The organism is Lysobacter sp. H21R4, assembly GCF_015277535.1.
Lineage (GTDB): Bacteria > Pseudomonadota > Gammaproteobacteria > Xanthomonadales > Xanthomonadaceae > Novilysobacter > Novilysobacter ciconiae.
In genome coordinates this window covers 458,385-484,613 of record NZ_CP063772.1, presented here as the reverse complement: position 1 = coordinate 484,613, position 26,229 = coordinate 458,385, and the positions used below count along the sequence as shown (strand labels likewise).

Below are 26,229 nucleotides of genomic sequence, written 5' to 3'. Positions count from 1 at the left end.
CGAAACGGGGACCCTGCCAGCGCTCGCCGCGGAGCTTATCCCAGCCGGGTCCGCTGCGCCGCCAAGGCCTCGAGCTGCGAGTTCCAGTCGCCCAGGCGCTTGCGCTCCTGCTCGACCACCGCTGGCGGCGCGTTGTTGACGAAGGTCTCGCTGGCCAGCTTGCCCTTGCACTTGCCGATCTCGACCTCGACCTTTTTCAGTTCCTTGTCGAGCCGCGTACGCTCCGCGTCCAGGTCGACCAGTCCTTCCAGCGGGACCAGCAGCTTCAGTTCGCCGACCACCGCGGTTGCCGCGGCCGGCGCGTTGGCGACGTCATCGATGAATTCGATGCCCTCCAGCCGGGTCAGGAACGACAGCGAGCCATGGAAGCGGGCGGTACGCTCACGCTCGCGGTCGGAGGCGCCGGCCAGCAACAGGGTGACCTGCTTGGAAGGCGCCACGTTGAGCTCGCTGCGCACCCGCCGGACCGCGGACACCATCGCCTTGAGCCACTCCACGTCGGCGGTTGCGCGCTCGGCGTCCTCGATACTGATGTCGCCGGCCTGCGGATACGGCTGCAGCATGATCGTGGCGCCATCGATGCCCAGGCGCGGCGCCACCGACTGCCACAGCTCCTCGCTGACGAACGGGATCAGCGGGTGCAGCAGGCACAGCAGGCGCTCCAGCACGTACAGCAGGACGTGACGCATGTTGTGGGCGGCCTCGCTGTCCCCGCCGTGCAGGGCCGGCTTGGCCAGTTCGACGAACCAGTCGCAGAAATCGTTCCAGGCAAACTCGTACAGGGTCTGTGCCAGCAGGTCGAAGCGGTAGGCGGCGAAATGCTTTTCGGCCTGCGCGGCCGCCTGGTCCAGCCGCGACAGGATCCAGCGCCCGGCATCGGTCTGCGGCTGCGGTACGCCGGTGAAACTTGCGCCGTCGGTGTTCATCAGCACGAAGCGCGTGGCGTTCCAGAGCTTGTTGCAGAAGTTCTTGTAGCCCTCGGCGCGGCCCATGTCGAAGCGGATGTCGCGGCCGTGGGTGGCCAGCGCGGCGATGGTGAAGCGCAGCGCGTCGGCGCCGAACGCCGGGATGCCTTCGGGGAACTCGCGGCGGGTCGCCTTCTCGATCCTGGGTGCGTCGGTGGGCCGCATCAGGCCGGTGGTGCGCTTGGCGACCAGGTCATCGGCGGAGATGCCGTCGATCAGGTCCAGCGGATCGATGATGTTGCCCTTGGACTTGGACATCTTCTGGCCATGCGCATCACGGATCAGGCCGGTGATGTAGACGTCCTTGAACGGCACCTGGCCGGTGAAGTGGTCGGTCATCATGATCATCCGGGCGACCCAGAAGAAGATGATGTCGAAGCCGGTCACCAGTGCGGAGGACGGCACGAAGCGCTCGAAGCCGCGCTCGTCCATCCGCTGCGGGTTCGGCCAGCCCATGGTGCTGAACGGCCACAACGACGAGGAGAACCAGGTCTCCAGCACGTCGTTGTCCTGGCGCAGCGCGCCGGTGTAGCCGACGGCTTCGGCCCTGGCGCGTGCCTCGGACTCGTCGCGACCGACGAAGATGCGCCCGTCATCACCGTACCAGGCGGGAATCCGATGGCCCCACCACAGCTGGCGGCTGATGCACCAGTCCTGGATGTTTTCCATCCAGTGACGATAGGTGTTGATCCAGTTGGGCGGCACGAACTTGACCGCGCCGGGCTTCCCGTCCACGCCCTGCACCAGCTCCAGGCCACGCTGGGCCAGGGTGTCCATCTTCACGAACCACTGGTCGGTCAGGTACGGCTCGATGACCTGGCCGGTACGGTCGCCGCGCGGCACCTGCAGCTTGTGCGGCTTCGTCTCCACCAGCAGGCCCTGGGCCTCCAGATCGGCGAGTACGACCTTGCGCGCCTCGTAACGGTCCAGACCGCGGTACGGCTCGGGCACGTCGTCGTTGGTCGCCGCGTCGGGGGTGAAGATGTTGATCAGCGGCAGGCCGTGGCGCTGGCCGACCGCGTAGTCGTTGAAGTCGTGCGCAGGGGTGACCTTGACCACGCCGGTGCCGAACTCGCGGTCGACATAGTCATCGGCGATCACCGGGATACGGCGGCCGGTCAGCGGCAGGGCCACGTCCTTGCCGACCAGGCCGGCATAGCGGGCGTCGTCCGGGTGCACCATCGCCGCGGTGTCGCCCAGCATGGTCTCGGGGCGCGTGGTGGCAACGACCAGGTAGTCGCGCGTCTCGCGCAGGGTCTCGTTGCCGTCGGCGTCTTGCTCGACGTGTTCGTAGCTGGCGCCGTCGGCCAGCGGGTAGCGGATCGACCACAGGAAGCCGTCTTCCTCCTCGCTGAGGACCTCCAGGTCGGAGATCGCGGTCTTCAGCACCGGATCCCAGTTGACCAGTCTTTGACCCCGATAGACCAGGCCTTCCTCGTGCAGCTTCACGAACGCCTCGATGACCGCCTCGGCCGCCATCGGATCCATGGTGAACACGCTGCGCGACCAGTCGCCGGAGGCACCGATGCGGCGCATCTGCCGCTCGATGGTGTCGCCGGACTGCTGCTTCCACTCCCAGACTTTGTCGATGAAGCCGTCACGGCCAAGCGAGTCGCGGGTCTCGCCCTTGCCTTCCACGCCCAGGTTGCGCGCCACCACCATCTCGGTGGCGATGCCGGCGTGGTCGCTGCCGACCTGCCACAAGGTGTCGAAGCCGCGCATGCGGTGGTAGCGCACCAGCGCGTCCTGCAGGGTGTGCTGGAAGGCGTGACCCATGTGCAGGGTGCCGGTGACGTTGGGCGGTGGCAGCAGGATGCTGTACGGCTCGCCCTGCCCGCTCGGCTTGAACACGCCGCTGGCCTCCCACTGCTCGTACAGCCGGGTTTCGAACTGGGTCGGGTCGTAGCTGGAGGCGAGGGTGTCGGTCATCGGGATCGTCGCGGAAAAAGGAACACAAGCACCCGTGGACCGGGCGCCATCGGCTACATGTCGTGCTTGTTGAGGGTGAAACCGCGGTCCTTGTACTGGACCCAGCGCTGGCGCAGCGGGCCGCGCGCGGAATCGTCGGCCGGCACCACCTCCAGCACGCGCTCGAACGCGCCATCCACCGCCGCGTCGCGCAGGTTGATCACCAGCGGACGCAGGGCCACGTCGTGCTCGGGCGCGGCGATCAGGACCTCGATTTCCTCATCGTCGCCCTCCTCCATGTCCGGATCGACGATCTGGTGCGGGATGAAGGCGTCCGGATCGAAGGACCACAGCAGGTCGTCGAGCTTCTCGGCCTGGGCGGCATCGCGCGCGAGCACGATGCACGCCTGCCCCGCCTGCTGGGCCTTGCGGGCCAGCTCGCAGACCAGCAGCAGCGGCTCCTCGCGGAACCGCGGCTTCTGGATCAGGTAGAAATCGGCACGCACGGTCGGCGCTTACTGCGCGGCGCGGTCGATCAGCCACTGGCTGAGCAGGCCGACCGGGCGACCGGTGGACATGCCGCGCTTGCCTTCCTCGCTGCCGCTGCCGGCGATGTCCAGGTGCGCCCAGCGCTGGTCCTCGGTGAACCGCGACAGGAAGCAGCCGGCAGTGATCGCGCCGCCCCAGCGGCCGCCGATGTTGTAGACGTCGGCGAAGCTAGACTCCAGCATGGTCTGGTACTCGTCCCACAGCGGCAGGCGCCAGGCGCGGTCGTAGGTCTTCTCGCCGGCTGCCAGCAGCTCTTCGGCGAGGTCGTCGGTCTTGGTCATCAGCCCGCTGGCATATTTGCCAAGCGCGACCATGCACGCCCCGGTCAGGGTGGCGACGTCGACCAGCGCGGCCGGCTCGAACTTCTTCGACCAGGTCAGCGCATCGCACAACACCAGGCGACCCTCGGCGTCGGTGTTGCCGACCTCGATGGTCGAGCCCGACATGCTGGTCAGCACATCCGAAGGACGGTAGGCGTCGGCGTCGGGCATGTTCTCCACGGCGGCCACGATCACCACCAGGTTGATCTTCAGCTTCATGCCGACCACGGCGACGAAGGTGCCCATCACGCTGGCGCCGCCGCACATGTCGAACTTCATCTCCTCGATGCCGCCCTGGACCTTGAGGTTGATGCCGCCGGTGTCGAAGGTCAGGCCCTTGCCGACCAGCACGTAGGGCTTGCTGTCGTCGCCGGCGCCGTTGTACTTCATCGCGATCAGGCGCGGGCGGTTGGCCGAGCCGCGGGCCACGGCGAGCAGCGAGCCCATGCCGAGCTTCTCCATGTCCGTGTCTTCGAGCACCTCGCAGGAGGTGTCGCCGGAGCGGCCGGCGAACTCGACCGCCTGGTCGGCCAGGTACGCCGGGTTGCACACGTTGGGCGGCAGGTTGCCCAGCTCGCGCGCAAACGCGACGCCGGCGGCGATCGAGGCGCCGTGCTCCAGCGCCTGGGAGGCATCGGCCATGCCCGAGGGCACGCTGACCGAGACCCGGCGCAGGCCCGGCTCGCCGGCCTTGGCCTTGTTCTTCTCGCCCAGGGTGGCGGTGTAGGTGTAGCAGGCGTGGTCGGCGGCAATCACCGCGTGGCGCACGGCCCAGGCGCCATCGCGGCCCTTGATCCGGGCATCGGCAAAGGCGAACACGGCATGCTCGACCGGCCCGGTCTTCAGCGCCCGCGCGGCGGCGTCGACCGCCTTGAGGTACTGCGCCGCGTCGAGCTTGTCGGCATCGCCCAGGCCGACGATCAGCACGCGCGGTGCGGTCACGCCGTCCAGGTCGTGCACGATGGCGGTCTTGCCGATCTTGCCGCTGGCGTCGCCGCGCTCCACGAGCGCCTTCAGGCGGCCGTTGGTCGCGCTGTCGAGCGCGGAGCCGGCGGCGTTCAGGGTTTTGTCGGCGTAAGCGCCAACGACGATACAGTCCGCCTTTACAGTGGCGAGCTCACCATGGTTCAGGTCGAATTCGAGGGCCATACAGCAACTTCCGGGAAGTGGGAGGGAGCGTTCGCGCTGTCGCGGCGGCGGAAAGCGCCGATCCGGGCGACAATACCGGCCGGTTCGACCAGGCTGGAAGCGCGCGAACGAACCTGCAAGTCTAAAGCAAGCCCTGTCCTATTAAAAAAAAGCGCCGCGTGGCGCGCACGTCCAAGGCCTCCGATGCTCAAGCTCGACCGATACCTGCTGAGCGAACTCGCCCAATCCACCTTTGCCACGCTGGTGGTGTTGCTCGTCGTCAGCGTCGGCGGCGTGATCACCGACGTGCTCAAGGACATCGCCTCCGGGCGGTTGCCGGCGGGGCTGATGCTCAGCCAGCTGGGCCTGGTCCTGCTGAGCTGGCTGCCGCTGATCCTTCCCCTGGCGCTGATGCTGGGGATGATGCTCGGCATCGGCCGGCTCTACCGCGACTCGGAAATGCCGGTAATCCACGCGATGGGCGTCGGCCCGGTCCGCCTGTTGCGTCCGGTCATGGCGCTGGTGCTGCCGGTCGTGGTGATCGTGGCGCTGTGCTCGCTGTGGCTGGGGCCGACGGCGGAGCGGATATCGCGGCAGATGATCAACGAAGCCAACCGCAACCTGGTCATCTCCGGCCTGTCGCCGGGCAGCTTCACCGAGATTCCCGGCGGCGGCGGTGTGGTCTATGTCGGCTCGATGTCCGGTGATGGCACCCGCTTCCAGCGCATCTTCATCTACCGCCAGAACGAGGGCCGGCTGGACGTCACCACCGCCAACACCGGCTCGCTGAGCGTGGAGGACGACGGGGAGCGCTACCTCACCCTGGACAACGGCTTCCAGGTCGAGGGACCGGTGGATGGCGGCAAGGACTACCGTCTGATGCGCTACGCCAGCAACGACGTGCGCCTGCCGGCCGGCAAGGAGCGCTACGACCCCAATGACCCGCGGACGATGCCCACGCTGGAGTTGCTGGGCGATCCGCGCCGGGCCTCCATCGCCCAGTTGCACGGTCGCCTGGCACCGCCGCTGCTGACACTGGCGTTCGCGTTGCTGGCGGTGCCGCTGGCGCGCAGCACCCCGCGCCAGGCCCGCTTTGGCGGCGCGATGATGGGCTTCTTCGCCTACCTGATCGGCATGAACCTGATGCAGGTCGGCCAGGGCTGGCTGGCGAGCGGGCGCATTCCGCCGGCGCTCGGACTGTGGTGGCTGGTATTGCCGCTGCTGGCTGCGGGCGTGTGGATGTACGTCAAGGACGGGGCGATCGCCATTCCCCGCCTGCGCCTGCGCAAGACGGCAGCGCCATGAGGGGCCGCGCGATGAGCTTTCCGAAGATCCACGACCTGTACCTGGCACGCACCGTGTTGACCACTGTGATGCTGACCTGGGCGGTGCTGCTGGGCTTGGACATGATGCTGTCGATGGTCAGCGAGTTCGGCAACGTCGGCGAAGGCAGCTACGGCGTCGTCCAGGCGCTGACCTACGTGCTCTATACCGTCCCGCGCCACGCCTACACGCTGTTTCCGACCGCGGCCGTGATCGGTGCCCTGATGGCGCTGGGGCAACTGGCGGCCACCTCGGAGCTCACCGCGCTGCGCGCCATCGGGCTTTCGCGCCGGCGCATGACCCTGGCGGTGATGATTGCGCTCTCCCTGCTGACCGTGTTGATGGTGATCAATGGCGAAACGCTGGCACCGATGGGCCAGCGCAGCGCCGATGTCCTCAAGGCCTCGTCGCGTTCCAACAACCTGATCGTTGCGCGCTATTCGGGCGTGTGGGCCCGCGAGGGCGCCATCATCCTCAATGCCGAGGGCGGCGAGGAGCGCAGCGACGGCGACGACCGCTGGCTGGAGCTCAGCGACGTGCGCCTGTACGAATTCGAAGACGACGGCCGGCTGCAGTCGCTGGCGGTGGCCAAGATCGCCGAGCATCGCCCCGGCGGCTGGCTGCTGCGCGAGGTCACCCGCACCACCTTTGACGCCGACTCGGTGACGCGCACCCAGGTCGCCGAGGAGCGCTGGGACTCGCAGCTGGACGCGACCGCGCTGAGCGCCGACATCGACCGTCCGCGCTATCTCACCGCCCGCGAACTGCACGAATCGGTCGCCTACCGCCAGCGCAACGGTCTGGACGCCAGCGACTACGAAGAGCATTACTGGGGCCGCTGGTTCTATCCGCTCAACGTGCTGGCGCTGTGCCTGGCGGCGATCCCGTTCGCCTTTGGCAGCCTGCGCAGCGGCGGCCTGGGCAAGCGGCTGTTCATCGGCATCGTGTTCGCGCTGGGCTTCTGGCTGCTGCAGACTCAGTTCGTGAAGATGGCCAGCGCGTTCAAGTTCGACTTCCGCGTCGCGTACGCCTTGCCCACCGTGATCATGGTCGGCGTGTCGATGTTGCTGTTCCGCAAGCGCTCGGGCTGAGCGCCGGTTCAGTCGGCCTTTGCTCAGTCGGCCTTTGCCAGGCGCCGCATCCGGGTGCCGCTGGCGCGGTCGTGCCAGGTCAGGCCATCGCGGTCCCACCACGCCCACCAGAATCCGAGCCCGCCCAGCAACAGCGACAGATTGCCGACCGCGTAGCGGACCAGCAGCGTGCGCCACGACGGCACGCCTCCGTCCGCCCCGACCACCTGCAGGCGCCAGGGCCGCATCCCCAGCGTCTGGCCGCCGAAGCGCCAACTGGCCATGCTGTAACCCGCGGTGACCAGCCACAGCGCAATGAACTCCAGCGAGCCGAGCAAGCCACCGGTGATCGCATCGTGGTGGGCGGCGACAAACATCGCCGCGACCAGCAGCCACAGGCCCAGCGCCGGGAAGAAGTCGTACACCAGCGCGAGCAGTCGCCAGCCCAGCAACGGCGAGGCGGAGTGCGTCGCTGGATGCCGCGGGGCGCGGGAGGACGGGGCGGGCGCTGGATTCATCGGCACGGCATCGGGGGTATCGCTTGTCGGCAAGCCCGCGAATTCTAGGCCACGCCGCCGCGGACCGCTCCGCTAAGCTGCCCGCATGAGCGACCCGTCACTTCCCGCCACGCCGACCACGCCTGCCGAGCGCCGGCAGGTGGCCATGGCGCAGCCGCCGCTGGCAGACGCCGATGCGCTGCTGATCGAATCGTTCCTGGAGGCGATCTGGGCCGAAAACGGCCTCGCCAAACCGACCTTGGCCAGCTACCGACGGGACCTGCAGGGGTTCGCCCGCTGGCACAACGGCCGCGCCGGGGGGCTGGCCGGCACCGACCCCGCCGCGCTCTACGACTACCTGCAATGGCGCAGCCGCCAGCGCTACTCGCCGCGCAGCACCGCGCGCCTGCTGTCGAGCCTGCGCGCCTTCCATGCCTGGCAGGTCCGCCGCGGCGCGCGCCGCGACGACCCCACCGCGCTGCTGGAACCACCGCGCCTGCCACGCCTGCTGCCCAAGGCGCTCAGCGAGAGCCAGGTCGAGGCCCTGCTGGCCGCGCCCGATGACAGCACCGACCTCGGCCTGCGCGACCGGGCGGTGCTGGAACTCATGTACGCCTGCGGGCTGCGGGCGAGCGAACTGACGGGCCTGTCGATGGGCGCAGTCAACCTTCGCCAGGGCGTGTTGCGGGTCACTGGCAAGGGCAATCGCGACCGCCTGGTGCCGCTGGGCGATGAGGCCCGGCACTGGGTGGAGCGATATCTCGCCGAGGCGCGCCCACGCCTGGTCGGCGGCGCGGTCCGCGATGCGGTCTTCATCGACGGCTCCGCCGAGACGCTGTCGCGGCAGCAGCTGTGGCAGCTGGTCAAGCGCTACGCCGCCCGTGCCGGCATCGATCCGCAAAAGATCAGCCCGCACGGCCTGCGCCACAGCTTCGCCACCCACCTGCTCAACCACGGCGCGGACCTGCGCACCCTGCAGATGCTGCTGGGCCACAGTTCGCTGTCGACGACCCAGATCTACACTCTGGTGGCGCGCGAGAAACTCAAGCAACTGCACGCCAACCACCATCCGCGAGGTTGAGCGCAGGGCCTTGTGCCGACTGTGCGGCGGCACAAGGCCCGGAAGAGCCCCGCCCGCGATACGGTTACGTCAGCAAGACTCGCACGAGCGCCGGGACTCAGGCCGCGTCTTCCTCGTAGAGCTCCAGCAGCTCGGCTTCCGCGGCATCCAGTTCGCCCTGCAGCTGCGCCTGCTCACGCCCCAGTTCGACCACCTGCGCGCCGCCGTCGGCGTACACCGACGGGTCGGCGAGACGGGCCTCCAGTTTCGCCAGACGCGCTTCGAGCTCGCCGACCCGCTCCTCCGCCCGCGCCAGCTTGTGGGCGTTGGCTTTGCCGCGACGCGGCTTTGCCGGGGCGGCAGCAGGCGCGGACGTCACCTCAGGTGCGACACCAACCTTCTTTTCGCGCGCCTTGCCATCATTGGAACTGTCGCGCGAGCGCAGCCAGACCGCGTACGCGTCCAGGTCGCCATCGAATTCCTGCGCGGTGCCGTCGGCCACGCGCCAGAACGTGTCGCAGACCAGGCCGATCAGGTGGCGATCGTGGCTGACCAGCACGATCGCGCCTTCAAATACCGCCAGCGCTTCCGCCAGCGCCTCGCGCATGTCGAGGTCCAGATGGTTGGTGGGCTCGTCGAGCAGCAGCACGTTCGGCTGCCGCCACGCGATCAGGGCCAGCGCGAGCCGCGCGCGCTCGCCGCCGGAGAAGGTGTCCACCGACTCGAACGCCCGGTCGCCGGGGAAATTCCACTTGCCGAGGAAATCGCGCAGCTGCTGGGTGGACACGCCTGGCGCGATGTCGGCCAGGTGATCGATGGCGCTGGTACCCGCGCGCAGGGATTCGACGGTGTGCTGGGCGAAGTAGCCGATGCGCAGGTCGGGATGGCCGCTGCGCTCGCCGGCCAGCAGGGGCAGCTCGCCGACCAGGGTCTTGACCAGGGTCGACTTGCCGGCGCCGTTGGGGCCCAGCAGCGCGATCCGGTCGCCCGCCTCCAGGATGAAGCCGATGTCGTGCAGGATCGTCGCCGGACCCGACGCCGTGCTGTAGCCGCAATCGGCATGGGTGATGCGCAGCAGCGCGTAGGGCAATTTGGCCGGCGCCGGGAACTCGATGCGGAACGCGCGCTCGACGCGCACCGCTTCGGTGTCGGCCATCTTGGCCAGGCGCTTGACCCGCGACTGCGCCTGCTTGGCCTTCGCGGCGCTGGCGCTGAAGCGGTCGACGAAGCTCTGCAGGTGGGCGCGCTCGGCCTGGGTCTTCTCGTGGGTGATCTGCTGCAGCCGCAAATGCTCGGCGCGCTGGCGCTCGAAGGCCGTGTAGTTGCCGGTGTACAGGCGCGCGCTGCCGTCGTGCAGGTGCAGCGTGTGGCTGGTGACCTCGTCGAGGAACTCGCGGTCATGGCTGATCAGCAGCAGCGTGCCGGGGTAGTGCAGCAGCCACTGCTCCAGCCACAGCACCGCGTCCAGGTCCAGATGGTTGGTCGGCTCGTCCAGCAACAACAGGTCGCTGGGGGTCATCAGCGCGCGGGCCAGGTTGAGCCGCACGCGCCAACCGCCGGAGAAGGTGCTCACCGCCCGCGAGTGCGCTTCCGCGGCAAAGCCCAGCCCGTGCAGCAGCTTGCCGGCGCGCGCGCTGGCGTCGTAGCCATTGAGTTCCTCCAGGCGCTGATGTGCCTCGGCGACGGCTTCCCAGTCCTCGCTGGCGAAGGCATTGGCCTCGGCCTGGATCGCCGCATGCACCGGCGCGTCGCCGGAGAGGACGAAGTCGATCGCGGCATCGGGCAGCGACGGCGTCTCCTGGGCGACGCTCGCGACGCGCACCCGCCCGGGAATGTCCAGATCGCCGCGATCGGCCTCCAGCTCGCCCTGCATCGCGGCGAACAGCGAGGACTTGCCGGTGCCGTTGCGGCCGATCACGCCCACCCGCCACCCGGCCTGCAGGACCAGGTCGACTTTGGACAACAGCAGGCGCTCGCCGCGGCGAAGGGCGAAATCTTTGAAGGCAATCATGGCGGCATTGTACGTGGGCGCCGCCCGCGGCAACGGGCGGCCGGGTCCGGATCAGCGCGCGCCGGCCGATGCATTCAGCCGCGGGGCACGCACCGTCGCACGCGACCATCGCGCTTGTGGATGCACAGTGGCACCGACATGATCGACTCCCGAACGCGCACGGACCGGCGATGCCCCACGAAACCGACCTGATCAACATCATTGCCGTGGGCTTGCTGCTGGCGTTCGTGTTCGGCGCGCTGGCCAACCGCTTGCGGCTTTCGCCGCTGGTCGGCTACCTCGCCGCCGGGATCGTGGCCGGTCCGTTCACTCCAGGCTTCGTCGGCGACCAGGACCTGGCCGCGCAGCTGGCCGAGATCGGCGTGATGCTGCTGATGTTCGGGGTCGGCCTGCACTTCTCCATCAAGGACCTGATGGCGGTGAAGTGGATCGCCATCCCGGGCGCGCTGGCGCAGACCACGGTCGCCACGCTGCTCGGTTGGGGACTGGCCTCGTGGATGGGCTGGTCGACCGTGCACGGGCTGGTGTTCGGCTTCTCGCTGGCCACCGCCAGTACCGTCGTGCTGCTGCGGGCGATGGAGGACCGCCGCCTGCTGGACACCAACCGCGGCCGCATCGCGGTGGGCTGGCTGATCGTCGAGGATCTCCTTTGCGTGGTCGCGCTGGTGCTGATGCCGGTGCTGGGCGAGATCACCAACCCCAGCCCGGGCGGCGAGGTCCACACCTTCGGGTCGATCGTGGTGTCGATGGTGCTGACGGTGATGCAGGTGTCGGCCTTCGTCGCGGTGATGCTGGTGGTCGGGCGCCGGGTGATTCCGTGGGTGCTGGAGCGTACGGCGGGCACCGGGTCGCGTGAGCTGTTTACGCTGGCGGTGCTGTCCATCGCGTTGGGCGTGGCCTACGGCTCGGCGGAACTGTTCGGGGTGTCGTTTGCGCTGGGCGCGTTCTTCGCCGGCCTGCTGCTCAACGAGTCGGAGTTCAGCCACAAGGCGGCCAGCGACTCGCTGCCGCTGCGCGATGCCTTCGCCGTGCTGTTCTTCGTCTCGGTGGGCATGCTGTTCGACCCGCGGATCCTGGTCGAGCAGCCGCTGCACGTGCTGGCGACGGTGCTGATCATCCTGTTCGGCAAATCCGCGGCGGCGTACGTGATCGTGCGCGCGTTCGGCTATCCCAACATCACTGCGCTGACCATTTCCGCCAGCCTGGCGCAGATCGGCGAGTTCGCCTTCATCATCGCCGGCCTGGGCGTGGCGCTGGGGATCATGAATGACGAGGCGCAGGACCTGGTACTGGCGGGTGCGCTGATCACGATCATGCTCAACCCGCTGATTTTCGTGCTGGTGGATCGCTGGCAGGCGCGCAACGAACAGCGCGGGGCCGAGCAGGGAGCGCCGGTACCCACGGCCGGTCCCGCGCTGGAGCTGGACAACCACGCGATCGTGATCGGCTTCGGTCGGGTCGGCCGCGAGCTGGTCAAGCTGCTGCGAGAAAACGACGTGCCGGTGCTGGTGATCGACGACAGCGGCCATCACGTCGACCGCGCGCACGCGATGGGCATCCCGGCGATCCGCGGCAACGCCGCCGCCGACCTGGTACTGGCCGAGGCGCATCCGGAAAAGGCGACCATCGCGATCCTCGCCATTCCGCAACCGCTGGAGGCCGGCGAGACCATGGCCAAGCTGCGCGCGATCAACCCCTCGCTGACCCTGTTGGCACGCGCGCACAGCGACGGCGAAGTGCAACACCTGCTTGCGCACGGCGCGGACGGGGTGGTGTTGGCCGAGCGCGAACTGGCCCACAGCCTGGCGGAGATGGTGATGGCCACGCCTCCCTACCGCGGCGCAAACCACCTGCCGCGGGTGGCAACCGACTGAGATCGCCCGCCAAAGCGCGGTCGCCGGGGCAATCCGGCGTTGCAAATCCAAGCTCCCGGCGTCCCATGCGGATGGTTTGACCGGAGCGCTAAAATTGCGTTAATAGGGAGGACGCCGTGCATACGGCCAAATCCGGAAAAGTCCCCCATGACGCCCCGACGCCTTCCCCTCGCCATTGCACTGGCCATCGCTGCGCCCGTCGCCTTCGCGCAGACCACCCCGGCTCCAAACCCCACCACACTCGACCAGATCATCGTCACCGGCACCCGGGTCACCGACCGCACGGTCGCCGAGTCGCAGTCGCCGATCGACATCATCACCCCCGAGATCCTGAAGGCCACCGGTACCACCGAGCTGGCGACGGCGCTCGCGCGCGCCCTGCCCTCGCTGAACTTCCCGCGTCCGGCGGTCACCGACGGCACCAGCGCGATCCGTCCAGCGCAGTTGCGCGGCCTCTCGCCCGACCAGGTGCTGGTGCTGGTCAACGGCAAGCGCCGCCACGTATCCGCCCTGCTCAACGTCAACGGCAGCATCGGCCGCGGGTCGTCGGCGGTGGACCTCAACGCAATCCCGGTCGCGGCGATCGCGCGCGTGGAAGTGCTGCGTGACGGCGCATCCGCCCAGTACGGGTCGGATGCGATCGCCGGCGTGGTCAACATCGTTCTCAAGGGCAGCGAAGGCGGTGGCGGACTGGCGGTGGACTTCGGCCGCTATTCGGCCGGCGATGGCTCGCAGTTCCAGATCTCCGGTGACACCGGCGCGCGCTTTGCCGAGGACCGCGGTTTCGTCCACGTCGCAGGGCAGCTGGGCCAGCAGGACGCCACCAACCGTGCCGGCCCGTTCCAGCCCTACTCGCCGACGGCGCTGCCCAACCAGGGCAACAACCCCGGGCTGGGCGAGGTGGCCTACATGTACGGCGATCCGCAGGTCGACTCGCGCGTGGTCTCGGCCAACGCCGGCTTCGATTTCAGCGACAACGTCAGCGCCTACGCCACCGCCGCGGCCAGCAATCGGGACATCACCTCGTACGCGTTCCACCGCTCGCGCAACCACAGCGGCCAGGGCGCGCTGATCTCGCAGTTCTTCGACGCCGGTTACGTGCCGGAAATCGCGATGCTCTCGCAGGACCGGTCGCTGGTCGCCGGCCTCAAAGGCGGCACCGCCAGCGGCTGGACGTGGGACGTCAGCTACAACTACGGCTACAACCACATCGATTTCCAGACCCGCAACACGCTCAACTACAGCCTGGGCAGCGCCAGCCCGACCCGGTTCTACGACGGCGCGCTGGAGTACACCCAGAACGTCGCCAACGCCGATGTCACCAGGACCCTGGACTGGGGAATGCAGTACCCGGCGACGCTGTCGTTTGGCGCCGAGTACCGGCGCGAGAAGTGGAACCAGTCACCCGGCGAGCCCAACTCCTATGCCAACGGCGGCGCACAGGGCTTCCAGGGTTTCACGCCGCAGAACTCCGGCCATTTCGATCGCGACAGCTACGCGGCCTACATCGGCCTGGAGGCGGATTTCACCGACAAGTTCTCCGCCGGCATCGCCGGGCGCTACGAGGACTACAGCGATTTCGGCAGCGAGACGTCCGGCAAACTCTCGGCGCGCTATGCCTTCACCGACGCGGTGGCGCTGCGCGGCACGGTCGCGAGCGGATTCCGCGCGCCGTCTTTGTCGCAGCAGCACTACCAGGTGGTGACCTCCAACTACAACGGGGCGCTGGACCGATTCTTTGATTCCGGGACCTTTCCCGCCAGCAGCGCCGCGGCGCGTGCCCTCGGCGCGGAGCCGCTGCAGGCCGAGACTTCGCTGTCCTACAGCCTGGGGCTGGTCCTGCAGCCGATCGATCAGCTGTACCTCACCGTCGACGCCTACCAGATTGAAATCGACGACCGCATCGTGCTCTCGTCCAACCTGCCGCTGGGCTCCAACGCGGCCGCGCAGGCACTGCTGGCGAGCCTGGGGATCAACGGCGTGACCGCCGCGCGGTACTTCAACAACGCGATCGACACGCGTACCCGCGGCGTGGACGTGATCGGCAGCTATGGCATTCCGCTGCAGAACGGCAAGCTCACCCTCACCGCCGGCTACAACTACAACAAGACCGAGATCACGCGGGTGGCGCCCAACCCGGCCGTGCTCACCGCCCTGGACGCGGATTTCTATCGCGTCGGCCGAGACGAGCAGGGCCGGATCGAGGAAGGGTTCCCGCGCGACAAGACCACCCTCAGCGGCGCGTGGAACCTCGACCGCTGGGACTTCGTGCTGGGTGCCACGCGCTACGGCGAGTTCACCACCCGCGTCGGCGAGACCGGCAACCCGGACTTCGACCAGACCTACGGCGCCATCTGGACGGTGGATGCTTCGGCCAGCTTCAAGCCCAGCCAGGGCTGGGCGCTGACGGTCGGTGCGGACAACCTGCTCAACGAGTACCCCGACCGCACCATCGCGCCCAACGCCAACCACAACCAGTTCCCCTACAGCAGCCAGTCGCCGAGCGGCTTCAACGGCGCATTCGTCTACGGCCGCATCGCCTACAAGTGGTAAGCATCATCGCTGTGTAGCCGGCGCCGGGCTGGGCCGGAGCGATAACAAAGAGCCCCGCGCATGCGGGGCTCTTTCCATTTCGGCCAAGCGACTTGCAGTCGGCGGACGCGGTTCAGTCCGGCTGTGCGTCAGGACTTCTTGAACACCAGATGCCCGCGCTCGGCATCGACGTGGATCGTCTCGCCGCTGAGGAACTCGCCCGACAGGATCTTGCTCGCCAGCGGGTTCTCCAGTTGCTGCTGGATTGCGCGCTTCAGCGGCCGCGCCCCGTACACCGGGTCAAAGCCGACATCGGCCAGCAGGGCCAACGCACTGTCGGACAACTCCAGGGCCAGGCCACGCTCGGCCAGGCGCTTGTCCAGGCCGTGCAGCTGGACCTTGGCGATCTCGCGGATCTGCTGCTTGTCCAGCGAATGGAAAACGACGATGTCGTCCAGGCGGTTGATGAACTCCGGCCGGAAGTGGCTCTGCACCACGCCCATCACCGCGGCCTTCATCTGGGTGTAGCTCTCGGGTGAGTCATCACCATCCATCTCTTGGATCATCTGGCTGCCCAGGTTGGAGGTCATCACGATCACCGTGTTGCGGAAGTCGACCGTGCGGCCCTGGCCATCGGTCAGGCGGCCGTCGTCAAGCACCTGCAGCAGGATGTTGAACACGTCCGGATGCGCCTTCTCCACCTCGTCCAGCAGGATCACGCTGTAGGGCCGGCGGCGCACCGCCTCGGTCAGGTAACCGCCCTCCTCGTAACCGACGTAGCCCGGGGGTGCGCCGACCAGCCGGCTGACCGCGTGCTTCTCCATGAATTCGCTCATGTCGATGCGGATCATCGCTTCGGAGCTGTCGAACAGGAACTCGGCCAGCGCCTTGCACAGCTCGGTCTTGCCGACGCCGGTCGGGCCGAGGAACAGGAATGAACCGGACGGACGGTTGGGGTCCGAAAGGCCGGCGCGCGCGCGTCGCACCGAATCCGACACGACCTTGATCGCCTCCTCCTGGCCGATCACCCGCGTGTGCAGGTGCTGCTCCATCTGCAGCAGTTTCTCGCGCTCGCCTTCGAGCATTTTGGACACCGGGATACCGGTCCAGCGGCTGACCACCTCGGCGATTTCCTCCTCGGTGACCTTGTCCTGCAACAGGGTGAACCCCTTGGCCTCGGCTTCGTGCGCGGCGTGCGCCTGCTTCTCCAGCTCCGGCAGCAGGCCGTACTGGATCTCGCTCATGCGCGCGTAGTCCTGTCTGCGCTGCGCACCCTCCAGTTCAAGCTTGGCCGTCTCGATCTGCTCCTTGATCTTCGTCGCGCCCTGCAGCATCGCCTTTTCGGCTTTCCAGACCTCTTCCAGGTCGTTGAACTCGCGCTCCAGCACGTCGATCTCGGCTTGCAGGTCCGCCAGGCGCTGCTTGCTGGCGTCGTCCTTCTCCTTCTTCAACGCCTCGCGCTGGATCTTGAGCTGGATCAGCCGGCGCTCCTTGCGGTCCAGTTCCTCGGGCTTGGAGTCGATCTCCATGCGGATGCGGCTGGCGGCCTCGTCCATCAGGTCGATCGCCTTGTCGGGCAATTGGCGGTCGGCGATGTAGCGGTGCGACAGCGTGGCGGCGGCGACGATCGCCGGGTCGGTGATCTCCACGCCGTGGTGGACGGCGTACTTTTCCTTCAGCCCGCGCAGGATCGCGATGGTGTCCTCCACGCTCGGCTCACCGACCAGCACCTTCTGGAAGCGGCGCTCCAGCGCGGCGTCCTTCTCGATGTACTGGCGGTACTCGTCCAGCGTGGTCGCGCCGATGCAGTGCAGCTCGCCCCGCGCCAGTGCCGGCTTGAGCATGTTGCCGGCGTCCATCGCACCCTCGGCCTTGCCGGCACCGACCACGGTGTGCAGCTCGTCGATGAACAGGATCACCTGGCCCTCGCTCTTGGCCAAGTCGTTGAGCACGCCCTTCAGGCGCTCCTCGAATTCGCCGCGGAACTTCGCCCCGGCGATCAGCGCGCCCATGTCCAGGCTCAGCACACGCTTGCCGCGCAGGCCCTCGGGCACCTCGTTGTTGATGATGCGCTGGGCGAGGCCTTCCACAATCGCGGTCTTGCCCACGCCCGGCTCGCCGATCAGCACCGGGTTGTTCTTGGTCCGCCGTTGCAGCACCTGGATCACCCGGCGGATCTCCTCGTCGCGGCCGATCACCGGATCCAGCTTGCCGGCCTCGACGCGCGCGTTGAGATCGATGGTGTATTTCTCCAGCGCCTGGCGCTGGTCCTCGGCATTCTCGGATTGCACGGCCTCACCTCCACGAACCTGGTCGATCGCCGCCTCGATGCGGGCCTTGTCGGCGCCGGCGGCTTTCAATGCGCGACCGGTCTCGCCACCATCCTCCAGCGCCGCCAGCACGAACAACTCGGTGGCGATGAACGCATCCCCGCGTTGCTGGGCGTATTTGTCGGTCAGGTTGAGCAGCCGCGACAGGTCGTTGCCGACGCTGACATTGCCGGCCTGCCCGGACACCGTGGGCAGTTTTTGCAGCGCCTCGCCGAGGCGCTCGCGCAGCAGCGGCATGTTGACGCCCGCCTGCGACAGCAACGGGCGCGTGCTGCCGTCCTTCTGGTCGACCAGCGCCGTCAGCAGGTGCACCGGTTCGATAACGCTGTGGTCGCGCCCGACCGCCATCGATTGCGCGTCCGCAAGCGCGTGCTGGAAGCGCGATGTGAGCTTGTCCATCCGCATGTCGTGTCCTCGAAGTTCAGGGCGACCGGGCCGGGTCGCGATACCCAGGACATGTGGTTTATGGCCGCCAGTTCAAGATCCCCCGCGCTCAGCGGTGCGGCTCGACCCACACCACCGACGCCATCCGCCCGGTGCGCTGGTCGCGGCGGTGCGAGTAGAAGCGCGCCGGGTCGGCGATCGTGCACAGCCCGCCGCCGTAGATGCGTTTGGCCGACAGTCCCGCCTGCACCAGCCGGCGCCGTGCCAACGCGTACAGGTCGACATTCCAGTGCCCGGGACGGGTGGCGATGAAGGCGTTGTCCGCCCAGCGGTCCCGCGAGACAAACGCATCGCGGACCTCGGCGCCGACCTCGTAGTGCTGCGGACCGGCGGCCGGTCCCAGCCAGGCGATCAGGCGCTCCGGCGACGTCGCCATCGCGTTCACGGTGGCTTCCAGCACGCCGCCGGCCAGGCCCCGCCAACCGGCGTGGGCGGCGCCCACCTCGCTGCCGTCATCGGCGCAGAACAGCACGGGCAGGCAATCGGCGGTAAGGATGGCCAGCACCGTGCCGGGCACGGACGTCACCGCCGCGTCGGCTTCCGGCTCGTTGGATGCGTCACCCTGAGCGCCACCGCTCGACCGTCGGCTGCCCGTCGACGCCGTTGGAACGGCATCGCTCCCTCCTGCCCGAAACACTCCCGTCCCATGCACCTGCCGCAACCACACCGAAGCCGAGGGCAGCTCCGCGACGGCGATCAGCGCCGCCCGGTTGGCGTCCACCGCTGCGGGATCGTCGCCATCGGCGGCATGGCGGTTGCCCAGGTTGAACCGCTCGAACGGCGCCACCGACACACCCGCGCCGTAACGCAGCGTGGTGAGCCCGTGCACCCCACGCGGCGCGGGCCAGTCAGCGGGCAGGAGCGGTGAGGCGCCCACTCAGCGCGCTCGCTCGATCGCCTCGGCGGTGTCGTTGCGCAGTGCCGCCACCAGGGCCCGCATGTCCGCCGGCATCGGCGCGCTGCAGCGCACCGCTTCGCCGGTCACCGGATGCACGAACTCGAGCGTCTCGGCGTGCAGGGCCTGACGCCTGAACCCCTTCAGCGCGGTCACCAGCGCCTCGTTCGCGCCACGCGGCAGTTTCAAGGACCCGCCGTACAGCGGATCGCCGATGATCGGGTGCTTGAGGTGCGCCATGTGCACGCGGATCTGATGGGTGCGACCGGTTTCAAGCCGGCACTCCAAAAGCGTGTGTGCCCGAAACCGTTCACGCAGGCGGAAGTGGGTGATCGCGTCGCGGCCGTCCTCGCGCACCGCCATGCGGATGCGGTCACGCGGGTGGCGATCGATCGGCGCCTTGGCGGTGCCGCCCGACACCAGCGCGCCCGACACCACGGCCAGGTACTGGCGATGGACCTCGCGCGATGACAGCTGCTCGACCAGCGCGGTGTGGGCCACCAGCGTGCGCGCGACCACCATCACCCCGGAGGTGTCCTTGTCGAGGCGATGGACGATGCCGGCGCGCGGCAGCGCGTTCAGGTCGGGCTGGCGGTACAGCAGCGCGTTGACCAGGGTTCCGTCCGGATTGCCGGCGCCGGGATGCACCACCAGGCCGGCGGGCTTGTCGATCACGATCACGTGCTCGTCCTCGAACAGCACGTCCAGCGGAATGTCCTCCGGCTCCGAGCGTGTCTGCACGTCCGGGGTCACGTTCAGGCTGACCAGCTCGCCGCCGTGCACCGGGTCGCGCGGACGCACGGAATTGCCGTCCAGAAGCACCTCCCCGGACTTGATCCAGGTGGAGAGACGCGAGCGCGAATAGGACGGGAACAGTTCCGCCACCACGGCATCGAAGCGGCGTCCCGCGGCGGCGGCGGGCACGGTGGCCTGGAGGGCGATGTCGGGTTGGCTCATTGGCAGGACACGGTTAAGGGCACACGGCGCGGGACTGCTATTATCGGCGCTTCGTGCCCCCGGCGCCCGTGATATCGACCATGACCCATCGTTATGCCCCCCTCCGCGTGCTGCCGCTGCTGCTGATCGTCGCTTTCATCGGCCCCGGCTGCTCCATGTTCAAGAAGAAAGACACCACTCCGGAGGCCGCGCCGGTGGAGGAGCTGTACGAGAAGGGCCACGCCGCCATGAAGCGCGGCAACTGGTCGGCCGGTGCCGACAACTTCAAGGGCCTGGTCGCCCAGTACCCGTACGGTCCCTACACCGAGCAGGCGCTGATCGAGACCGCCTACGCGCAGTACAAGGCCGGCAACCACGAGGAAGCGATCAGCAGCATCGACCGCTTCATCCGCACCTACCCGACCCACCGCAACATCGCCTACCTGTACTACCTGCGCGGGCTGGTGAACTCCAGCCGCGATACGGTGTTCCTGCAGAAGGTCTGGAAACTCGATCCCAGCCGCCGCGACTTGGCCACGCCGCACCAGGCCTACAACGACTTCTCCATCGTCGTGGAGCGCTATCCCAACAGCCGCTACGCCGCCGACGCGCGCGAGCGCATGGCCGAGCTGCAGAACACCTTCGCCCGGCATGAGCTGGAAGTCTCGCTCTACAACCTGCGCCGCACGGCCTACGTCGCGGCGGTGGAACGTGCGACCTACCTGCTGGAGACCTACCCCGACAGCAAGTACCAGAACGACGCGATCGCAGCCCTCGCCGCTGCGTACACCGGCCTGGGCAATGAGACCCTGGCCGCGGACACCCGCGCACGCCTGCAGAAGGCCGATCCGGGGCACCCGTACCTGGCCGGCAACTGGCCGAAGTACCCCGGCGACTGGCGCAAGCTCAACCCGTTTGCGCGCGAGAAGTCGGCGCTGGATTACTGAGCGGCACCCCCGCGTTCGCGAAACATCCGCTACATCAGGAAACGCCTCCTCCGGGCGGCGTTTTGCCGTGGACGGGATTCGCCTCGCGCGGATGCGGCGAAGGTCGCCAATCAAGTCGTGCCGCGTCCGGATCGGTGGAGTTTCTGGATCCAGCCGGGCCGTCCCGCGCGTCCGCTACCGGCAGCACTGCTCGGAACCCTTGCTTCTCCAGCAGCTGCAGGAGCAGTTGCAGCGTTTCCACGTTGCGCCCATGCCGGGCGCCCTCGTGCATCAATACGATCGCGCCCGGCGCCAGATCGCGCTCGATACGCGCGACCACCGCTTGCGGATCCGCGGCCACCGCATCGAAGCCGCGCGCGCTCCAGGCGACGCGGGCCAGGCCGTGCTCGCGCAGGGCGCTCGCCACGAACGGGTTGGCCATGCCGACCACGGCACGGAACCAGCGCGGCGCGATGCCGGCGATCGCCGTCAGCTCGGCCTGCGCGCGGTCGATCTGCTCGCGCATCCGCGCCGGACCCAGTGCCCAGAACACCGACTGCGGGTGGCTGTGGCTGTGGTTGCCGATTCCGTGCCCGCGCCTCACTATCTCGCGCACCAGCTCGGGTCGTTCACGCGCACGCTCGCCCACCAGGAAGAACGTCGCCTTGGCGGCATGCGCATCCAGCAGGTCCAGCACCGCCACGGTGTCATCCGATGGACCGTCGTCGATGGTGAGCCACACCACGCGCTCGTGGGTCGGCAGCCGCGACAGGACCGGGCTGAACAGCCGCGAATCGGGTTTCAGCGTGCCCCACAGGAACGGCAGGTGGCTGGCCAGCATCGCCGGCAGGCCGACCGGCCAGCCCCAGCGCCACCACAGGGCCGCGACCAGTAGCTGGGACGCGAGCAGGATCATCCACCACGCGTGCGGACGGCGGGGAACGCGGTGCGGGTCGGGGGTCGCCATGACCTGGATCATGCCAGCGTCAGCCACGCCTCGTTACACTGGCCGGCCTACCCGGGACGTAATCCGTCCGCATCTTACGGAAGCCTTGTCATGTCACTTGATCCCGCACTGCGCTCGCGCATCGAAGAACTGCTCACCACCAACCGCGTCGTCCTGTTCATGAAAGGTGAGCCGGCGGCGCCCCAGTGCGGGTTCTCGGCCAAGGCGGTCGGGCTGCTGGGCGCGACCGGGGTGAAGTACCAGCACGTGGACGTGCTCTCGGATCCGGAGATCCGCGAAGGCATCAAGGTCTACGGCGAGTGGCCGACGATCCCGCAGCTCTACATCGACAAGGAGCTGGTCGGCGGCAGCGACATCATCGAGCAGATTGCCCGCTCCGGCGAGCTCTACACGGCGCTTGGCGTGCCGGCCCCGGACCGCACGCCGCCGGCGATCACCATCACCCCCACAGCGGCGAAAATGCTTGGGGAGGCCGTGGGCAACGCCGGCAAGGGATACGCGTTGCAGGTCGAGATCGACCCGCGCTTCAACGCCCGCCTGCAGCTGGCGCCGGTCGATGACAACGCCATCACCAGCGACGCCGAAGGCCTGCGCGTGCAGTTCGACGTCGCCAGTGCCCAGCGCGCACGCGGCCTGTCGATCGACTGGGTCGAGGACGAGCGCGGCCGCGGTCTTGTGATCGACAACCCCAACGCACCGCCGAAGGTCAGCGTGCTGGACGTGACGGAGACCGCCGCCAGGGTGGCCGACGGCAGCGTCGTGCTGGTGGACGTGCGCCCGGCCGAAGAACGCGCGGTGGCCTCGGTCAAGGTTCCCTTCAAGACGCTCGACGGCAACGGTCGCGCGGAGCTGGAGGACCTGCCCCGGGACACCGGCCTGGCATTCATCTGCCACACCGGTGCGCGCAGCGCCCAGGTCGCCGAGGACTTCCGCGCGCTCGGCTTCAAGCGCCTGTACAACGTCGCCGGCGGTATCGCCGAGTGGAGCGCGAAGGTCGATCCGAGCGTGCCGACCTACTGAGCCGGCGCGCTCGCGGCGGCTTCAGCCACTGAAGCCGCCCTCGTCCAGCCACGCCTGTTCGGTAGGCGTGGTGGCACGTCCAAACAGCGCGTTGCGGTGCGGGAACCGCCCGAAACGCTCGATGATCGCCTGATGGTGCACGGCCCACTTGTCAGGCTCCTCGCCGGGCATGGTCCGGTGCAGTTCGACGGACCGCTGCTGCTGCATCGGATCCTCGCTGTGAGTGAAGGGCAGATAGAAGAAGCGCCGCAGCTCGGGATCGATCTGGGTGTCGAAGCCGTGCCCGACCGCCCGCGTGGCGACCTCGCAGGCCAGGGGGTCGGTGGCGTAGGCATGCGCGCTGCCGCGGAAGATGTGGCGCGGGACCTGGTCCAGCAGCAGGACCAGCGCCATCGCGCTTTCCGCCGACTCCATCCACACCTGCAACTCGCCGCGCGAGGCGGCCATGTGCGCTTCCCCCAGCTGCTCGCGCACCCGTCGGTCGAAGGCTTCGCCGCCCCCGAACCACATGTCGGGGCCGGCCTCACGCCAGAATTCAAGAACCGCTGCGGGCGTCGTGTCCATCGGGCACCTCGTCAATCGGAAGAGGTGTCGACGGTAGCAGCAGCCGCGTCTACGGCGCGGTGAGCCTACCTCCGGCCGGCTGCCCGAACCCTCGGCATGACCATTGTCACTCTTGGCACGGCTGTGGTCCGCGGCTACGGTGAATCCATCGCCATGCGGCCGCAACGGCCGCTGCAACACATCGGGGAAATCCAATGTCTCGACCAAACACCGCCCTCCTCGCGGCGGCGCTGACGCTGGCGCTGGGGATGGCCTCGCCGTCGGCCCAAGCCGCCAGCGCGCCGCGTCCGGACCCGTATCCGAGCACCTACCAGGTCATCGCCTCGCCGGCCGTGCTGCTGCAGGGTGCGACCGTGCTCACCGGCACCGGCGAGCGGATGGAGGGCGCCGACGTGCTGATGGTGGACGGCCGAATCGCCGGGGTCGGGGTAAACCTGTCTGTGCCTGCCAACACCACGGTCGTGGACGGGCGCGGCAAGTGGGTCACGCCGGGCATCATCGATGTGCACTCGCACCTCGGCGTCTACCCCAGCCCTGGCGTGCGCGCGCACAGCGACGGCAACGAGACGACCGCTCCGGTGACCGCGGCGGTCTGGGCCGAGCACTCGGTGTGGCCGCAGGATCCGGGCTTCAACGCCGCCCGCGCCGGCGGCATCACCTCGCTGCAGATCCTGCCCGGCTCGGCCAACCTGATCGGCGGTCGCGGGGTGACGCTCAAGAACGTTCCTGCGGTCAGCTACCAGGCGATGAAGTTTCCCGGCGCGCCGTGGGGGCTGAAAATGGCCTGTGGCGAGAACCCCAAGCGCGTCTATGGTGACAAGGGCGGCCCGGCGACCCGCATGGGCAACGTCGCCGGCTACCGGGCCGCGTTCATCGAGGCCGCCGAGTACCTGAAAAAGAACGGCAGCGGCAACGATTCGACGAGCAAAAAACGCCGCTGGGGCAAACAGGCCGCCGGCAAGCAGGACCTCAAGCTGGAGACGCTGGCTGGCGCGATCAACGGCGACATCCGCGTGCACATCCACTGCTACCGCGCCGACGAGATGGCGACGATGCTCGATCTGGCCGACGAGTTCGGCTTCCGCATCGCCGCCTTCCACCACGGCGTGGAGGCCTACAAGATCGCCGACAAGCTGGCCCGCTCCGGCACCTGCGCCGCGCTGTGGTCGGACTGGTGGGGGTTCAAGCTGGAGGCTTTCGATGGCATCCAGGAAAACATCGCGCTGGTCGACCGCCAGCCGGGCAGCTGCGCGATCCTGCACAGCGATTCGGCCGACGACATCCAGCGCCTCAACCAGGAGGCGGCAAAGGTCATGGCACACGCGCAACTGGCGGGCATCGAGATCGCACCGGAGCGGGCGATCCTCTGGCTGACCGCCAACCCGGCGAAATCGATGGGCATCGCCGATCAGACCGGCACCCTGGAGGTCGGGAAAATGGCCGACGTGGTGCTCTGGAGCGGCAACCCCTTCAGCGTTTACGCCAAGGCCGAGCAGGTCTACGTCGACGGCGCGCGCGTGCATGACCTGAACGATCCTTCGCGTCGGGCGACCTCGGACTTCATGCTCGGCCAGCCCGCCACCACCGGAGGCGCCCTGTGAAGCGCCTGGCAATAACGTCGCTGGCCGCCGCCGTGCTGGCGCTGTGCGCGCTTCCTGCCACCGCGCAGGAGCTGCTGATCCGCAACGCCACCGTGCACACCGGCGCGAGCCCGGCGACGTTGACCAACACCGACGTGCTGGTCAGCGGTGGCGTCATCCGCCAGATCGGCGCGGCCCTGAGCGCGCCGGCTGGCGTGCGGGTTGTCGACGCCGGCGAGCGCCGCCTGACGCCGGCCCTGTTCGGCGGCATCACCGGGATTGGCATCGAGGAGGTCTCCGGCGAGCGCTCCACCGTGGACAGCCGGCTCGGCCTGGGCGCGGCGGGGATGCCGGTGCGCCCGGAGTTTGACGTGACGCTGGCCTACAACCCCGACTCGCTGCTGGTTCCGGTCGCCCGCATCGAGGGCATCGGCTGGACCCTGCTGGGCGCGGGCAGCGACAGTGAAGGCTCGATGATCGGCGGCCAGGGCGGTGTGTTCCGCCTCGACGGCAGCGCGGACCCGATCGGGCCGAAGGCTCTGTTTGTCGACATCGGCGCGGATGCGGCCGGTCTGAGCGGACAGTCGCGGGCCGCGCAATGGATGATCCTGGACCAGTTGGTGGACGAGGTGCGCGGCCGGATTCCGCTCGACGCCAAGGTCGCGCTGCTGACACCCGCCGGGCGCAAATCCCTGGCGACCTATCTGGACAACGGCGGCCGCGTCGTGGTCGGCGTGGATCGCGCCGCCGATATCCGCCAACTACTGCGCTGGTCGGCCAGGCACAAGGTCAGGATCGCCATCCTGGGCGGCGCCGAGGCGTGGAAGCTCGCGCCCCAGCTCGCCGCTGCCGACGTGGCCGTGTTCGTCAATCCGCTGGACACGCTGCCGGCCGGCTTCGACCAGATCGGCGCGACGCCGGAAAACGCCGCCCGACTGGCCGCGGCCGGGGTGGCGGTGGGCTTCAGCCAGAGCGGCGACGGTTCCCACAACGCGCGCAAGATCCGCCAGGCGGCGGGCAACGCCGTCGCCCACGGCCTGCCCTGGGATCTCGGCGTCGCCGGACTGACGTCGGTACCGGCAAAGGTCTTCGGCGTCACGGACAGCGTCGGCAGCATCGCCGTCGGCAAACGTGCCGACCTGGTGCTGTGGAGCGGCGATCCTCTGGAGGTGAATGCGGTGGCCACCCAGGTCTGGTTCGACGGCAAGCCGATCCAGATGCGCAGCCGGCAGACGGATCTGCGGGACCGGTATCTGCAGCCGGATGTCCGGGCCGAGCGCGGCGGTTTGCCGCCGGCGTATCCAGCGGCGGTGCGTTAGTAGGAGTGCCG

18 protein-coding genes and 1 pseudogene are annotated in these 26,229 nt (G+C 68.5%); 9 read left to right on the top strand and 10 right to left on the bottom strand.

All coding sequences use genetic code 11. The features are described from left to right. Positions 1–35: 35 nt before the first annotated feature. The 3 genes from INQ40_RS02140 to INQ40_RS02130 are packed head-to-tail and all read right to left on the bottom strand — an operon-like array spanning position 36 to position 4,891. Entirely contained in the window at positions 36–2,894 is a 2,859-nt protein-coding gene (locus INQ40_RS02140) for a valine--tRNA ligase (RefSeq protein ID WP_194341432.1), read from the bottom strand. A gap of 53 nt (positions 2,895–2,947) precedes the next feature. Continuing rightward, complete coding sequence (locus INQ40_RS02135) at positions 2,948–3,379, bottom strand: DNA polymerase III subunit chi (RefSeq protein WP_194034970.1); 432 nt, start codon at positions 3,377–3,379, stop codon at positions 2,948–2,950. A 9-nt stretch (positions 3,380–3,388) separates the two neighbouring features. Continuing rightward, complete coding sequence (locus tag INQ40_RS02130; protein WP_194341424.1) at positions 3,389–4,891, bottom strand: leucyl aminopeptidase; 1,503 nt, start codon at positions 4,889–4,891, stop codon at positions 3,389–3,391. Between the two features lie 183 nt (positions 4,892–5,074). Here INQ40_RS02130 and lptF point away from each other — a divergent pair, with 183 nt between their 5' ends. Continuing rightward, on the top strand, positions 5,075–6,175 hold the full coding sequence (gene lptF, locus INQ40_RS02125) for an LPS export ABC transporter permease LptF (RefSeq protein ID WP_194341422.1): 1,101 nt from the start codon (positions 5,075–5,077) through the stop codon (positions 6,173–6,175). Continuing rightward, positions 6,172–7,284, top strand: a complete 1,113-nt coding sequence (gene lptG / locus INQ40_RS02120; protein WP_194341420.1) for an LPS export ABC transporter permease LptG — start codon at positions 6,172–6,174, stop codon at positions 7,282–7,284. Before lptF ends, lptG begins: the two co-directional genes overlap by 4 nt. A gap of 23 nt (positions 7,285–7,307) precedes the next feature. Here lptG and INQ40_RS02115 read toward each other — a convergent pair whose 3' ends face one another. Further along, on the bottom strand, positions 7,308–7,781 hold the full coding sequence (locus tag INQ40_RS02115) for an RDD family protein (protein WP_194341418.1): 474 nt from the start codon (positions 7,779–7,781) through the stop codon (positions 7,308–7,310). Positions 7,782–7,866: 85 nt separating this feature from the next. Between INQ40_RS02115 and xerD the strand changes: the two genes are divergently transcribed. Beyond that, on the top strand, positions 7,867–8,841 hold the full coding sequence (xerD, locus tag INQ40_RS02110) for a site-specific tyrosine recombinase XerD (protein WP_194341416.1): 975 nt from the start codon (positions 7,867–7,869) through the stop codon (positions 8,839–8,841). A gap of 97 nt (positions 8,842–8,938) precedes the next feature. On the opposite strand, the gene INQ40_RS02105 is transcribed toward xerD, so the two are convergent. Continuing rightward, positions 8,939–10,831 carry an ABC-F family ATP-binding cassette domain-containing protein gene (locus INQ40_RS02105; protein ID WP_194341414.1) on the bottom strand — a complete coding sequence of 631 codons (1,893 nt, stop codon included), beginning with the start codon at positions 10,829–10,831 and terminating at the stop codon, positions 8,939–8,941. Positions 10,832–11,001: 170 nt separating this feature from the next. On the opposite strand from INQ40_RS02105, the gene ybaL reads away from it, so the two are divergent. Further along, positions 11,002–12,705 carry a YbaL family putative K(+) efflux transporter gene (gene ybaL / locus INQ40_RS02100; protein WP_194341412.1) on the top strand — a complete coding sequence of 568 codons (1,704 nt, stop codon included), beginning with the start codon at positions 11,002–11,004 and terminating at the stop codon, positions 12,703–12,705. A 147-nt stretch (positions 12,706–12,852) separates the two neighbouring features. Next, complete coding sequence (locus INQ40_RS02095; protein ID WP_194341410.1) at positions 12,853–15,258, top strand: TonB-dependent receptor; 2,406 nt, start codon at positions 12,853–12,855, stop codon at positions 15,256–15,258. Positions 15,259–15,386: 128 nt separating this feature from the next. Here the strand turns inward: INQ40_RS02095 and clpB are convergent, their stop codons facing one another. The 3 genes from clpB to rluD form a co-directional block, all read right to left on the bottom strand. Beyond that, entirely contained in the window at positions 15,387–17,972 is a 2,586-nt protein-coding gene (gene clpB, locus INQ40_RS02090; RefSeq protein WP_194341408.1) for an ATP-dependent chaperone ClpB, read from the bottom strand. Positions 17,973–18,060: 88 nt separating this feature from the next. Further along, complete coding sequence (gene pgeF / locus INQ40_RS02085; protein ID WP_194341406.1) at positions 18,061–18,888, bottom strand: peptidoglycan editing factor PgeF; 828 nt, start codon at positions 18,886–18,888, stop codon at positions 18,061–18,063. Continuing rightward, positions 18,889–19,863: a 23S rRNA pseudouridine(1911/1915/1917) synthase RluD gene (rluD, locus tag INQ40_RS02080; RefSeq protein ID WP_194341404.1), complete on the bottom strand. Its 975-nt coding sequence runs from the start codon at positions 19,861–19,863 to the stop codon at positions 18,889–18,891. An 80-nt stretch (positions 19,864–19,943) separates the two neighbouring features. Here rluD and INQ40_RS02075 point away from each other — a divergent pair, with 80 nt between their 5' ends. Continuing rightward, positions 19,944–20,789 carry an outer membrane protein assembly factor BamD gene (locus INQ40_RS02075; RefSeq protein ID WP_194341402.1) on the top strand — a complete coding sequence of 282 codons (846 nt, stop codon included), beginning with the start codon at positions 19,944–19,946 and terminating at the stop codon, positions 20,787–20,789. A 196-nt stretch (positions 20,790–20,985) separates the two neighbouring features. Here INQ40_RS02075 and INQ40_RS02070 read toward each other — a convergent pair. Beyond that, positions 20,986–21,735 (bottom strand): annotated as a pseudogene (locus tag INQ40_RS02070) (polysaccharide deacetylase family protein); the annotation flags it as partial. A 90-nt stretch (positions 21,736–21,825) separates the two neighbouring features. Between INQ40_RS02070 and grxD the strand changes: the two are divergent. Further along, positions 21,826–22,755 carry a Grx4 family monothiol glutaredoxin gene (gene grxD / locus INQ40_RS02065; RefSeq protein ID WP_194341400.1) on the top strand — a complete coding sequence of 310 codons (930 nt, stop codon included), beginning with the start codon at positions 21,826–21,828 and terminating at the stop codon, positions 22,753–22,755. A gap of 21 nt (positions 22,756–22,776) precedes the next feature. On the opposite strand, the gene INQ40_RS02060 is transcribed toward grxD, so the two are convergent. Next, entirely contained in the window at positions 22,777–23,319 is a 543-nt protein-coding gene (locus tag INQ40_RS02060) for a DUF924 family protein (protein ID WP_194341398.1), read from the bottom strand. 248 nt (positions 23,320–23,567) lie between these two features. On the opposite strand from INQ40_RS02060, the gene INQ40_RS02055 reads away from it, so the two are divergent. Together INQ40_RS02055 and INQ40_RS02050 are read left to right on the top strand one after the other, a co-directional pair. Beyond that, positions 23,568–24,920 (top strand): amidohydrolase, encoded by a 1,353-nt coding sequence (locus INQ40_RS02055; RefSeq protein WP_228482165.1) that lies wholly within the window; start codon positions 23,568–23,570, stop codon positions 24,918–24,920. Then, positions 24,917–26,218: an amidohydrolase family protein gene (locus INQ40_RS02050; RefSeq protein WP_228482089.1), complete on the top strand. Its 1,302-nt coding sequence runs from the start codon at positions 24,917–24,919 to the stop codon at positions 26,216–26,218. The genes INQ40_RS02055 and INQ40_RS02050 overlap by 4 nt, the downstream gene beginning before the upstream one ends. Positions 26,219–26,229 lie beyond the last annotated feature (11 nt).